Annotated in this window: 11 protein-coding genes; 10 read left to right on the plus strand and 1 reads right to left on the minus strand. The window is 61.5% G+C overall.

What is annotated here, in order from left to right; all coding sequences use genetic code 11:
• Positions 1-19 precede the first annotated feature (19 nt).
• The gene (locus CV770_RS21925) at positions 20-610 is read right to left on the minus strand and encodes a TetR/AcrR family transcriptional regulator (RefSeq protein WP_245323464.1); all 591 of its coding nucleotides are present in this window, start codon (positions 608-610) and stop codon (positions 20-22) included.
• A 120-nt stretch (positions 611-730) separates the two neighbouring features.
• Between CV770_RS21925 and CV770_RS21930 the strand changes: the two genes are divergently transcribed.
• From CV770_RS21930 to CV770_RS21980, 10 genes are all read left to right on the plus strand, one after another.
• A complete protein-coding gene (locus CV770_RS21930) occupies positions 731-1,219 on the plus strand; it encodes a tautomerase enzyme (RefSeq protein WP_091960689.1) in 489 nt (162 codons plus the stop codon).
• A gap of 15 nt (positions 1,220-1,234) precedes the next feature.
• Complete coding sequence (locus CV770_RS21935) at positions 1,235-2,014, plus strand: crotonase/enoyl-CoA hydratase family protein (protein ID WP_091960692.1); 780 nt, start codon at positions 1,235-1,237, stop codon at positions 2,012-2,014.
• A gap of 301 nt (positions 2,015-2,315) precedes the next feature.
• A complete protein-coding gene (locus CV770_RS21940) occupies positions 2,316-3,368 on the plus strand; it encodes an NAD(P)-dependent alcohol dehydrogenase (RefSeq protein ID WP_091960696.1) in 1,053 nt (350 codons plus the stop codon).
• A 1,171-nt stretch (positions 3,369-4,539) separates the two neighbouring features.
• The gene (locus tag CV770_RS21950; RefSeq protein WP_091960700.1) at positions 4,540-6,210 is read left to right on the plus strand and encodes an aromatic/alkene/methane monooxygenase hydroxylase/oxygenase subunit alpha; all 1,671 of its coding nucleotides are present in this window, start codon (positions 4,540-4,542) and stop codon (positions 6,208-6,210) included.
• A gap of 84 nt (positions 6,211-6,294) precedes the next feature.
• Positions 6,295-7,335 carry a 2Fe-2S iron-sulfur cluster-binding protein gene (locus CV770_RS21955; protein ID WP_091960704.1) on the plus strand — a complete coding sequence of 347 codons (1,041 nt, stop codon included), beginning with the start codon at positions 6,295-6,297 and terminating at the stop codon, positions 7,333-7,335.
• 61 nt (positions 7,336-7,396) lie between these two features.
• Complete coding sequence (locus CV770_RS21960) at positions 7,397-8,467, plus strand: aromatic/alkene monooxygenase hydroxylase subunit beta (protein ID WP_104463818.1); 1,071 nt, start codon at positions 7,397-7,399, stop codon at positions 8,465-8,467.
• 6 nt (positions 8,468-8,473) lie between these two features.
• On the plus strand, positions 8,474-8,845 hold the full coding sequence (locus tag CV770_RS21965; RefSeq protein WP_018319956.1) for an MmoB/DmpM family protein: 372 nt from the start codon (positions 8,474-8,476) through the stop codon (positions 8,843-8,845).
• 122 nt (positions 8,846-8,967) lie between these two features.
• Positions 8,968-9,990 (plus strand): amidohydrolase family protein, encoded by a 1,023-nt coding sequence (locus CV770_RS21970; protein ID WP_092252091.1) that lies wholly within the window; start codon positions 8,968-8,970, stop codon positions 9,988-9,990.
• 5 nt (positions 9,991-9,995) lie between these two features.
• Entirely contained in the window at positions 9,996-10,832 is an 837-nt protein-coding gene (locus tag CV770_RS21975) for a metal-sulfur cluster assembly factor (RefSeq protein ID WP_104463819.1), read from the plus strand.
• A gap of 100 nt (positions 10,833-10,932) precedes the next feature.
• Positions 10,933-12,564, plus strand: a complete 1,632-nt coding sequence (locus tag CV770_RS21980; protein ID WP_104463820.1) for a molecular chaperone GroEL — start codon at positions 10,933-10,935, stop codon at positions 12,562-12,564.
• Positions 12,565-12,568: the final 4 nt, after the last annotated feature.

A 12,568-nucleotide genomic window follows, 5' to 3' on the forward strand; every position in this document is an offset into this window, starting at 1 on the left:
GGCTCTCGCTTTCTCGACGCTATGGCTTGTCGATTGCGCCCTTCAGCAGGAGCTCGAGCTCGTGGCTGACCTCCTCCAGGGGTTGGGCGCTACGCGCAGCCCTGCACATGGCGACCGTACCTTCGACCGATGCGACGATCAGCGTGGCAAGCCGCCGTGCGCGCGACGCGGTGAGGCCTTCCTGCTTCAGCGCGTTGGACAGGATCTGCTGCCAGTCCGCAAAGATGCCCTGAGCGAGATCAAGCAGATGGCGCTGGATCGCCTGTCCGCCGGCGGTTTCCTGATCGGAGGGATCGCTGACATATTCCTCGACGGCAACTGCCAGGATCGGACATCCGGCCTGATAATTCGTCTGCTCCAGCGTCCTCTTCCAAAGCGTGATGAAGGCGCGCAGGCCGGCCATGGCCCCCCGTTCGCTGGTGAGATGCCGCAGGGGACCGCTGACCTGGGTGCCAGCAAAGACAATGGCATCTTCGATGAGCTGCCGTTTGCCCCCGGGAAAATGATGGCTGATCGATCCGCGCGGCGTGCCGGTGTGGCGCACGACCTCCCGTACGCTCGTCGCATTCACGCCGCGGCGGCTCATCAGATCGGCGGCCCCGGCCACCATTTTCGCTCTCGTATCGGACGTCATCGGGCACCTCGTCGTCCGACGCTACAATATGACAGTTGACATAGCTAGCGCCGTGTGGGTGTATGTCACGTGACATAGTCAGCCGGAGAGCTCAAGATGACCTTTATCCATGTGATGACCCCGCAAGGCCGATTGACCGGTCAGCAGCGCCGGGTGCTTGCCAAGACGCTGACGGACGCCGTGCTGGTGCCGGAGGTCGGCCGGCTCGTTCCCCAGGCGCGGCGAGGTTACCAGGTGCATTTCCTCGAGCGCCCGCTCGACATGATCGCGCACGGCGGAGAGCTGCTCTCGGACCAGCCGAGCGACGTCATGGTGGTGGACGTCGTCGTGATGGACTGCTGCTGGACCCGCGAGGATCGAGCCGCCGTCATTCGCAATGTGCTGAGGGCGCTCGCCGATGCTTGCGAGATGAAGGAGCCCTCTCCGAGCTGGTGGGTCAATTTCCGCATCATCGAAGAGGGCAATTGGGGCTCTCGCGGCGGCGTGTTGTCCTTCCTCGACATTCTCCAGGAGGGCGCAGCGGCGTTCCCGCCGGAGCGGGCCGCAGCCATTCGAACCGCACTCGCCATCAAGAACGACAGGTAGACAGGAGACGCTCGCATGACCACCGAAGGCACGATCCGCACCGAGGCGCATGATCACATCCTGAAGATCATCATCGACAATCCCGCGAAGAAGAACTCCTTCTCGCCACAGATGATGGATCTGCTGTCGGACGCGTTGACCGAGTTGCACGACAACGACGGCTACTGGGTCGGCGTGATTTGCGCGGAAGGCAAGGACTTCACCGCGGGCCTCGACATGCCGAAATTCTTCGGCCCGAATGCCGAGAAGCGGACTGTCAAGGAAGGCAATGTCGACGTTTTCGGCCTCACCAAGCGCTGCAAGAAGCCAATCGTCACCGCGACACAAGGCATCGTCTACACCGTCGGCATCGAGCTGATGCTGGCCGGCGACATCGTGGTGGCCGCCGACGACAGCCGGTTCTGCCAGATGGAGGCCAAGCGCGGCATCGCGCCCCTGGGCGGCGCGCACTTCCGATATCTGTCCCGCGCAGGCTGGGGTAACGCCATGTACCACCTCTTCCTCTGCGATGAATTCACGGCGCAGCGTGCGCGCGAGATCGGTCTCGTTCAGGAGGTCGTTCCAGCCGGCCAGCAGATCGGCCGTGCCATGGAGATCGCGGCAATCATCGCCCGCAACGCACCGCTTGGGATTCAGGTGACCAAGGAAGCGGCCGCGAAATACACCGAGCAGGGTGAGGCGGCTGCGATCGCCTGCATTCCGGCGATCCGCGACCGTGTGCTCAAGAGCGCCGACGCGCGCGAGGGCATCCAGTCCTTTGTCGAGCGGCGCCCGGCGGTCTTCCAGGGGCGGTGAGCAAGAGGTCGGCAGCGATCCCGCGATCAACCGGATGCGTCGAGCCTATGCTTCGGCATTGCGGGCGCAGGCTGTTGCTGGCACGGCCTCAAAGCGGAGGCTAATCTGGAATACCGCAATCTCGCGTACAGCGCCTGGGTGGCTGGCCTTGTCGTCGCCAGTCCACTCGCTCGGCCCCAAGGGGCCCTCAGCATAAGCATTCCCTGGTGCGTTGCGACATTCGAGCAAGCTCGCTGGCACGAAAAATGCTGAGCCGCCTCGGCGAAGGCGAGCATGAAGTTCGCCGCGGACGGAGGACAACATGAAAGCCCAAGTACTGAGAGCGTATGACGAAAAGCTTTCCGGCGAGCGCTGGGTTAGCGAAGAACAAGTGCCTGATCCGAAGCTGACGAAATCGACCGACGTCATCGTTCGCATTGGCGGTGCGGGCGTATGCAGGACCGATCTTCACATCATCGAAGGCGTGTGGAAGCCGCACATGGATCCGACAGGCGACAAGCTGCTGCCCCTGATCATGGGACACGAAAATGCCGGCTGGATCGAGGAGGTCGGCAAGGAGGTCGAGGGGCTGAAGAAGGGCGATCCCGTGATCGTCCACCCGAAGATCACCGGCGGGACGTGTCTCGCCTGCCGTCGGGGCTTCGACATGCACGGTCCCGGCACATTTCCCGGTCTCGATTGCAACGGGGGCTATGCAGAAGTTCTTTGCACCTCGGAACGGAACATTGTCCCTCTGCCGCGGACGCTTGCGCCAAAGGAGGTCGCGCCATACGCGGACGCGGGTCTCACGGCGTATCGCGCAGCGAAGAAAGCCACGCGTCACCTTTTGCCGGGCGAATTCTGTGTCGTCATCGGTGCGGGCGGCTTGGGTCACATCGGAATCCAGTGCCTCAAAGCGATGTGTGCGGCCGACATCATTGTCGTCGACAAGTCCGAGGCATCGCTGAAACTAGCGGAAAAATCAGGCGCCGATCACCTCGTGAAGGCCGACGGCAATGAAGTGGCAGCCGTTCTGGAGTTGACTGCTGGAAACGGTGCCGAAGCGGTGATCGATTTTGTCGGCGAGAAAGGCACGACCTCGAAGGGCCTGGCAATGACCCGCCCGATGGGGAGCTATTACGTCGTCGGCTATGGTGAGGACATCCGGGTGCCGACCGTCGACATGGTGATTACCGAGAAGAACATTATCGGCAATCTGGTCGGCACATGGGCCGAGTTGACCGAGTTGATGGCGCTTGCGGACAGAGGTTTGGTCGAGCTCGCTACAGCTGAGTATCGCCTTGCCGATGCCAACAAGGCTCTTCACGACCTCAATGCCGGCAAAATTCACGGCCGTGCAGTGCTTATTCCCTGAACCTGATCCAACCCGATCCATCGCGGGTAAGCACTTGCTCGCGATGGACTTCGAGGGCTCTCGCTCTGAGATGGGCGTGCAGTTTTGGAGGGCGTTCGGTCAAAATACTCGGGCGTCCTGACCTGCTTGTGCGCCAAGCCGTCGAGGCAACCAAACGCAGGCGCTGAGAGTCTCATTCTGCGTCGTCGTCTCAATTTGCGTCGCAGCGGGGAAGCAAAATGCGCCGAAGCTTCCAGAGTCCCCGGACCAGATGCCGCGCTATCTGCGTTTCACCGGCATCATCTCTGGCGTACGGCGCCGGGCTCCGGGAGGGGCGTCGATCGGTTCAAACGACGTAATGAGGCCGATCGCAAATGGCTTCGCTGCTTGTTGGCCGGATAGGCCGAGCAGAACTCTCAAATAACATCGTACGGCTTCGCCTTGGGAGCGTCAGATGAGGTTCGTCCTGGTGAATGGCAGGATGCCATGTTCGAAGACGCTTTGCATGCATTGCTGTGCGCGAATCCATGCAGGCTATTTGAGAGAACTCAGCACCGGGCTGTCGTTCTGCGATCACGAATGCTACGCGCTCTATTCCTGTCGCTGGGCCGTGAAGCTTGGGTCGGGCCTTGCGGGGATCAACGCCCCATAACGCATGTCCAGTGCCCGGGTGCGTGATCGCTGCTGCAATGCAAATAGTGCGGCGCAAACTTACGCTTCTGGTTTGCTGAGATTCTCAATCTGCAATTTCTGTCGCAATTTGCATCGGCCTCGTCCGCGGGCTCGCAGCTGTAACGCCTGCGTTTGCGCCGATCTCCGCTTCCGCGCGGCCGGAAGCGATCCGGCGAGCCGTCCCGACCGCTGGCACGACCGTTGCAAAGCTTCCGATACAAGAACGCCGACTGCTCTGTATGGGGCGAGCCGCGAAAAGAACGAGGGAAGGGACGTCGAGCTAAGGGCACATCATGTGCGGGATGACGCAACTGCGATCGGAGGACCGCCGCTCCGATGACCGCCTCATCCTCCTAGTGCTCCACAGTCGTCCCAGGACCCTTGCCGATATCAAGCGTCCGGCCGTGCAAGCGGCCGCGAGGTGGCCCGTAACGCACGGGTAGGCACTGCCCGGCCCGTGGAGGGCCTGGGCAGGCAAAATATCGATGTGGTTTCTGACCCGATCAGGAGGAAAGACTAGATGTCTGGAACTTTAACTCTCAACAAGATCACGGCCCAGCGGGGCATTTCCGTGGGTGAGGCTGCAAAGAAGATCGCAGACCTCGGATGGAATCCGTCCTACGTCCAGGAAGCGATGACCTTCCCCACGGACTACAAGATCACGAAGGCGCCGAAGGATCCGATGAAGCAGGTCCTCCGCTCCTACTTCCCGATGCAGGAGGAAAAGGACAATCGCGTCTACGGCGCGCTCGACGCGGCGCTCCGCGGCGACATGTTCCGTAACGTCGAGCCGCGATGGGTCGAGTGGATGAAGCTGTTCCTGGCGATCATTCCGTTCCCGGAAATCTCCGCCGCACGGTCCATGGCGATGGTCGGCCGTCTGGCCCCGGGTGAGGATCTCCGCACCGGCTTCACGATGCAGATGGTCGACGAGTTCCGTCACTCGACCATCCAGATGAACCTGAAGAAATGGTACATGGAGAACTACATCGACCCGGCCGGATTCGACATCACCGAGGAGGCGTTCGGCAAGTGCTACGCCACCACGATCGGCCGGCAGTTCGGCGAGGGCTTCATCACCGGTGACGCCATCACGTCGGCGAACGTCTACCTGACGGTGGTCGCAGAGACCGCTTTCACCAACACGCTGTTCGTCGCGATGCCGTCGGAAGCGGCCCGGAATGGCGACTATGCGTTGCCGACCGTGTTCCTGTCGGTCCAGTCGGACGAGAGTCGCCATATCGGCAACGGCCACTCGATGCTGATGTCGATGCTGAAGGAGCCGGAGAACCACCTGCTGCTCGAACGCGACATGCGGTATGCCTTCTGGCAGAACCATGCCATCGTCGATGCGGCGATCGGCACCTTCATCGAATACGGAACCACGAACCGCGACAAGAACAAGGAATCGTATGCGGAGATGTGGCACCGCTGGATCTTCGAGGACTACTACCGGACCTATATGCTGCCCCTCGAGAAATACGGCATCAAGATCCATCATGACGACGTCCAGACCGCCTGGAAGCGACTGACCGAGAAGCACTACGTCCACAAGGTCGCGCAATTCTTCGCAGTCGGCTGGTCGGCGAACTTCTGGCGCATCGAGGCCCAGACCGACAAGGACTTCGAGTGGTTCGAGCACAAATATCCGGGCTGGTACGCGCAGTTCGGCGAGTTCTGGAAATGGTACGAGAAGCTGTCGCATCGCGGCCAGACCAACATCCTGTTCAATAGCGATGTCGGTTACGTCTATCCGCATCGTTGCTGGTCGTGCCTCGTTCCATGCCTGATCCGTGAGGACATGGTCACCGACGAGATCGACGGCAAGCTGCACACCTTCGCCCATGAGCTCGACCGCTGGACGGCGGTCGAAGCCTTCGCTGGCGAGTACCAGGGACGTCCGACCCCGGCGATGGGACGGTTCAGCGGCCGTCGCGAGTGGGAGAGCGTCTACCACAACGTGGATATCGCCGACGCCATCAAGGATCTCGGCTTCGTGCGCACGGACGGCAAGACGCTGGTCGCCCAGCCGCACCTGCGGTTCGACCAGAAGGAAATGTGGACGCTCGACGATGTCCGCGGCCACATCCTCAAGAGCCCGCTGCAGACGCTGCGGGAGATGAGCCCGGCCGACCGCGAGACTCATCTTGCCGACTACCGCAAGGGATTCACGATCAATCCCTGCAACTAAGCGAGACCGAAGGGGCCGGCTTCGGCCGGCTCCTTCCCGATCGTTCCCCGGAAGATATGAAGCGTTGGTTTGAGGAGGCCCCCTATGGGCGCGCCCACGAATGTCGTTCGCCTGCAGCCGGTTGGCATAGAGTTCGAGGTCGAGGAGAACGAGACCGTTCTCGACGCCGCGTTTCGCCAAGGGATCGCGCTGCCGCATGGTTGCAAGGAAGGACAGTGCTCGGCGTGCAAATGCGTGCTTACCGGAGGGGACGTGGAGCTGAAGAAATACTCCACGTTTGCGCTCAATGAGATGGAACGTGGCCAGGACTACATCCTGCTCTGCCGGACTTTGGCCTATTCGGATCTTGAGGTGGAGCTGCTCAACTATGATGAGGAGGTGCTGTCGAAATCGATCCCCGTCAAGGATTTCACGGGCACGGTCACGAACGTCGCTGCGCTGACCCATGACATCCGCCTCCTCGAGATCACGCTGGAGCAACCTCTGAAGTTCTGGGCGGGTCAATATGTCGACATCACGCTCCCGGGACCAGAGACGATTACGCGCTCGTTTTCCATGGCAAATCCGCCGGGCGAAAGCCAAAAACTCGCGTTCATCATCAAGAAGTACCCCAACGGACGCTTCTCCTCACGACTCGACGGAGACCTTGTCGTCGGAACCGAAGTCGGAATCAAAGGACCTTACGGGACCTGCTTCCGACGAGAAAACAAAACCGGAGCCATGATCCTGGTCGGTGGTGGATCCGGGATGTCGCCACTGTGGTCCATCCTGCATGATCACATCAGCTCGGGAGAAGTGCGCCCGGTGTATTTCTTCTACGGAGCTCGAACGCAGGGCGACCTTTTCTATCTCGATCGCTTCGCCGAGCTCGCAGCCAACCATCCGGAGTTCACCTTCGTCCCCGTTCTTTCCCATGCAGCGGACGATACGGCCTGGAGTGGAGCGAAGGGCTTCGTGCACGAAGCGGTCGGATCACACCTTCGCGGCGCCGGATATGGCGAAGACGTCGACGTCTACGCTTGCGGACCATCGCCGATGATCGAGGCGTTGACGCCGGTACTGCAGATGAACGACGTCGAGTCAGACCGAACCTTCTTCGACAAGTTCACGCCAGCCAACAACTAGGGCGGCATTGACCGCCGAGCGACCAATCATAAAGCCCGACAACAGGAGGAGGAAGACGACCATGACTGCCGTTCAAACTGAATCAGCCAAATCCGGTGCAGCAGGTTCTGCGGTGTTCCCGGACTCGGATAGCCGAAAATATCGGTATTTCGAGCCGCGCAGCAAGCGAGCCACGCACTACGAGGACGTGACGGTCGACGTCCAACCCGACCCGGAACGCTACCTGTTGCAGGACTGGATCATCGCCTTTCCGAACGGCAAGGGTGCCTACACCAAGGACAACACGGCGGCGCTCAGCTCGAACTGGCATGCCTTCCGCGCCCCCGACCAGGAGTGGGAGCGCACTCACTACCAGCGGCAGTCCAGGATCGAGGCGATGGTGCAGGCGGTGATCGCCAACGGCCGCAAGTCCGGCGCACCGAAGAGCTTCGACAAGGCCTGGATCAAGATCCTGCAGAACCATCTGGGCGCCTGGAAGCATGCCGAGTTCGGCCTCGGCACGTCGCTGATGCAGGCTCAGCGCTACGGCTACACCCAGATGATCAACAACGCGACGCTGACCAACTCGTCGTACAAGCTCCGCCTTTCCCAGGACATCACGCTCTATCTGGCCGAGATCGGAATGGACATTCCGGGCTTCGACGACGCGGCAGGCAAGCGCGCCTGGCTCGAAGACAAGGGCTGGCAAGGTACCCGGGAAGCGATCGAATCGATCATGGGCTCGCCCGACTATCTCGAGCAGTACTTCGCCACGAACATCGTGTTCGAGCCACTCGTCGGCGAATTGTTCCGCAGCGGTTTCCTGATGCAAGTGGCCTCGTCGAACGGCGATTTCATCACCCCGCCGGTGATTTCGTCCGCGGAAGCGGATTACGAGCGCAATCTCGCCAACACGATCGATCTGATGCACCTCCTGGTGACCGACAACCAGCATGCAGCCCACAACAAGAAGCTGTTCCAGGGCTGGGTGAACAAGCATGTGGCGCTCGCGAACAAGGCGGCGGCCGGCCTTCAGCCGATCTGGTCGCAACCGCACTCGAAGCCGGCGCAATACGCCGATGCCCGTGCGCAGTCGGTCGAACGGATCAAGAAAATTCTCGGCGAGCTCGGCCTCACCCTTCCCAAGGAGTAAATTGCAATGTCCGTCGTTTCCAGGTCTGCGACCAACCAGAACATCTTTCAGAAGATGGGAGATCTTCGTTTCGAGCAAACGATTTCCCATCAGTGCGGCGTCACAATGAACGACAGCGTCGAGGCGCGAGCCATCGCCGAGTTCATGGGAAAGAAGCCGAACGTCACCGTGACCTACCAGCCCGCGCTGATCCGCATCGACGGCGAGGGCAAGCTGATCTTCAAGATGGACGAGATCAGCGAAATTCTCGGGAAGGAAATGACTGCCGAGATCTTCGAGGTGAATACCTCGACCCACTACGGCCGGATGGTGCGCATCGACGACAACACGGTGACACTGTTCGGCAACATGGACGAGGTCTTCGAATACATCGAGTGAGCTCCATTCTCCCTGACTGGGTGGGGCCGCTTCGTGGCCCCACCTCTTCTCGAACCGTTCAAGCGCGACGACTGCGCATCGATTGATCGAATAGAGCTAACCAAGAATTCCTGGAGATCACCATGTTCATCACTCCCAGCGGCGAGGAAGTTTTCGTAATCGACGGCCACACCCATTTCTGGGACGGTAGCCCGGCCAACCAGCTCAACATCCACGGCAAGCAGTTCATCGACTGCTTCTACGCCTATCACACCTCGCTCAGCCCGAAGGACAAGCTCTGGCCGAAGGAGCAGTTCGAGAAATACAGTGCCGATCAGATGTACCACGATCTGTTCGTCGATGGTCCGGACGACATGGCCGTCGTTCAGTCGACCTACCTGACCGAGTTCTACAAGAACGGGTTCAACACCATCGATCGCAATGCCGAGATGGCGAAGAGGTACAAGGACCGCTTCATCGTCAACGGCGCGTTCGACCCGCGGGATGGCGAGAAGGCGCTCGAGTATATCCACTACATGAAGGAGACGTTCGGCATCAAGGGCGTCAAGCTCTATACGGCCGAGTGGAAGGGCGACTCGCGTGGCTGGAAGCTTACGGATCCCAACGCCTATCGCTGCTTCGAACTTTGCCAGAAGCTGGGGATCACCAACATCCACGTCCACAAGGGGCCGACGATCATTCCGTTGGACAAGGATGCCTTCGATGTTCACGACGTCGACCATGCCGCGACCGATTTCCAGGGGCTGAATTTCATCATCGAGCATTGCGGCCTGCCGCGACTCGACGATTTCTGCTGGATCGCCGTGCAGGAGACCAACGTCTATGGCGGCCTGGCGGTGGCGCTGCCGTTCATCCACGGGCGTCCGCGCTATTTCGCCGAGGTGATCAGCGAGCTTCTGTTTTGGGTCGGTGAGGACAAGATTCTCTTCGGCAGCGATTACGCGATCTGGACGCCTCGCTGGCTGGTCGAGAAGTTCTGGAACTTCGAGCTGCCGGAAGACCTGAAGCAGGAGCACGGCGTCGACCTCACCCCCCAGGCGAAGCGGAAGATTCTGGGCCTCAATGCGGCGCGCCTCTATGGCGTCGACGTCGAGGCGCAGAAGGCGAAGCTTGCACAGCAGGTTCACGCGACTGCGGCGGAGTAGACATCATGAGCGCGCTCCAACATCAGCATGATCGTAAGACCGGCGAGGTGTGGGAGCGCCTTGCGATGGTGACGGATCCCGAGCTGGACGAGTCGGTTACCGAGCTCGGATTTGTCGAGCAAGTCTCCGTCGATCATGACGACGGCGTCGAGATCGTCTTTCGTCTGCCGACCTATTGGTGTTCGGCGAGCTTCGCCTTCCTGATGGCCGATGACATGCGCCGGGCGGTATCCTCGCTGCCGTGGGTTCGCGAGGCCCGTCCGCAGCTTCGAGATCACATGGTCGCCGAGGAGATCAACAAGGGTGTCCGCGAAGGCATGTCGTTTGGTGATGCACTCAAGGACTTCGCGGCCGGCGGGTCGCTTGACGAGCTGCGGGAGAAATTTCGCCGCAAGGCATTCGAACGGCGCCAGGAGACCATGATACTGGCATTGCGGGGGCTGGGTTATGAGGATCCGGCGATCTGCCGGATGGACCTGAGCACGTTTGACGCGATCAACTTCGACTCGGAGGAAATTGCCCGCCAGAAGCCGCGTTATCGGGAGCTTCTGGTCGAGCGGAACCTCGCCAATCTCGCCGGCGATCGCGCCTTTGTCACCTACGATGGATGCACCATCAAGCGACACGAAATGGTCTCGTATCTGCAGCGGTTGCGAGGCGTGCGTATCAACATGGAGTTCAACAGCTCCTTGTGCAGAGGGCTCCTCGCGGTCCGCTATCGCGAGGTCGATGGGGATCGGTCGAGCCAGACGCCGGGGCCATGCGGTGGCTGCGGCAGTGGTTGTGCCGCGCAGGCTGTGGGACCGGCAGTCCTGAAGACATATTCCGCCGCGCTTGTGTGAGGCCGGGCCGCTACACGAAGCGCCTGCAAGCGCCAACGGAGCGGACAGCAAGCCCGCCCGAGCTGACAACCAAGAGACGACCACGTGGGAGTGAAGCGCAATGCCAAAAGTTCTGCTGCATGACATCGAAGCTCGCCGTGCTCTCGCGCGCGGGGTCCAGAAGCTCGCCGCCGCGGTCGAATCGACGCTCGGTCCGAAGGGCATGAACGCGATGGTGGACAGGCCGATCGGTACGCCCATCGTATCGCGAGACGGCGTGACCATCGCCTCCGAGATCGAACTGCCGGACCGGTTCGAGAACATGGGCGCACAGGTGGTGCGCGAGGTCTCGATGCAGACCAACGAAGTCGCCGGTGACGGTACGACGACGGCGATGGTGCTCGCGAACGGCCTCATTCAAGGCGGCGTTGTGGCCCTGGAGCGAGGCGCCAAGGCTGTCGATCTCTGCAAGGGGATCGACCGGGCTGTCGAGGTCGTCGTCGAAACCCTGAAGGGTGCGGCGGTCGCCGTAACGGATCGCAAGACCCTGCAGGCGGTAGCGACGATCGCATCGACCGACGCTCACCTGGGCGGTCTGATCGCCGAGGCGGTCGAGCGCGTTGGCAAGGACGGCATCATCAGTTCCGAATACGGGCTGACGACGAGCACGACGCTCGAGGTCGTCGAAGGCATGTCGTTCGACCGCGGCTACATTTCCCACCATATGGTGACGGACGTCGAGAAGATGGAAGTGGTGCTGGATCAGCCCTACATTCTCCTGACCGATCTGAAGATCAGGACGCCGAGCGAACTGTCACCGGTCCGCGCGATGGTGGCCGCGACCGGACGGCCGCTCGTCATCGTTGCTGAGGAGATCGCGCCGGAGGTCGTCGTCACGCTGCTGGGCGATGGCAACCGCGGCAAGGTGCTGGTGGTCAATCCACCAGACTACGGCCACTGGCGCAAGGCGATGATGGACGACCTCGCCATCATCACCGGCGGGCGGGTCATCGCCCGCGAGCTTGGCGGCAGGCTGGAGGAGATCGGCATCGGCGATCTCGGCACCGCGCGGCAGGTGCGGGCGAGTGCGCGTGAAACGGTCATCATACGGGGCGGTGGCGACGATGCGGCGATTGCGGCCCGGCGCCAGCAGGTGGCCAAGCAGCACGATCTGGCACCGCCCAACATCGAGCAGGACAAGCTCAAGGAGCGCCTCGCCAAATTGTCGGGCGGAACCGCGGTCATCTTTGCGGGGGGCGTCACGCCGGTCGAGCAGAAGCGTACGATCCAGCTGATCGACGATGCGTTGAGCGCGGCGCGGGCCGCGGCCGAGGAGGGCATCGTACCCGGTGGTGGCACGGCATTGGCGCAGTGCGCGCCGGTGGTGGCGCGCACGCTCGGCAACATCAATGGCGATCTGGGTGAAGGCATCAGGCTGGTGCGTGAAACCTTGTCGCGTCCTGCGGCCTTCATCGCGCGGAATGCGGGGCATGACGCGCAGAAAGTCGTGGCCGAGTTGCAAAGCTCGCGGACGGGTGTCGGATTCGACGCCGCAAACGGCGTTTTCATCGACATGGTTTCGGCCGGCATCGTCGACCCCGTCAGGGTGACGTATACCGCGCTTCGAAACGCAGCCTCCGTCGCCACGCTGGTCCTGACCACCAACACGCTGGTTGCGGACGTGCCGCAATACACCGATCCGACGCAGGGACCGGCACTCGGCGGCGGAGCAGAGAAGCTTGGCCGCGCATGAGGCG

It is taken from the genome of Bradyrhizobium sp. AC87j1 (genome assembly GCF_002936975.1).
Lineage (GTDB): Bacteria > Pseudomonadota > Alphaproteobacteria > Rhizobiales > Xanthobacteraceae > Bradyrhizobium > Bradyrhizobium shewense.

Excerpts from the sequence above, each read along its gene's own strand:
- CV770_RS21930 (WP_091960689.1), top strand. The coding sequence starts at position 731 with ATGACCTTTATCCATGTGATGACCCCGCAAGGCCGATTGACCGGTCAG.
- CV770_RS21955 (WP_091960704.1), top strand. The coding sequence starts at position 6,295 with ATGGGCGCGCCCACGAATGTCGTTCGCCTGCAGCCGGTTGGCATAGAG.
- CV770_RS21935 (WP_091960692.1), top strand. The coding sequence starts at position 1,235 with ATGACCACCGAAGGCACGATCCGCACCGAGGCGCATGATCACATCCTG.
- CV770_RS21925 (WP_245323464.1), bottom strand. The coding sequence starts at position 610 with ATGGTGGCCGGGGCCGCCGATCTGATGAGCCGCCGCGGCGTGAATGCG.
- CV770_RS21960 (WP_104463818.1), top strand. The coding sequence starts at position 7,397 with ATGACTGCCGTTCAAACTGAATCAGCCAAATCCGGTGCAGCAGGTTCT.
- CV770_RS21950 (WP_091960700.1), top strand. The coding sequence starts at position 4,540 with ATGTCTGGAACTTTAACTCTCAACAAGATCACGGCCCAGCGGGGCATT.
- CV770_RS21980 (WP_104463820.1), top strand. The coding sequence starts at position 10,933 with ATGCCAAAAGTTCTGCTGCATGACATCGAAGCTCGCCGTGCTCTCGCG.
- CV770_RS21940 (WP_091960696.1), top strand. The coding sequence starts at position 2,316 with ATGAAAGCCCAAGTACTGAGAGCGTATGACGAAAAGCTTTCCGGCGAG.
- CV770_RS21965 (WP_018319956.1), top strand. The coding sequence starts at position 8,474 with ATGTCCGTCGTTTCCAGGTCTGCGACCAACCAGAACATCTTTCAGAAG.
- CV770_RS21970 (WP_092252091.1), top strand. The coding sequence starts at position 8,968 with ATGTTCATCACTCCCAGCGGCGAGGAAGTTTTCGTAATCGACGGCCAC.
- CV770_RS21975 (WP_104463819.1), top strand. The coding sequence starts at position 9,996 with ATGAGCGCGCTCCAACATCAGCATGATCGTAAGACCGGCGAGGTGTGG.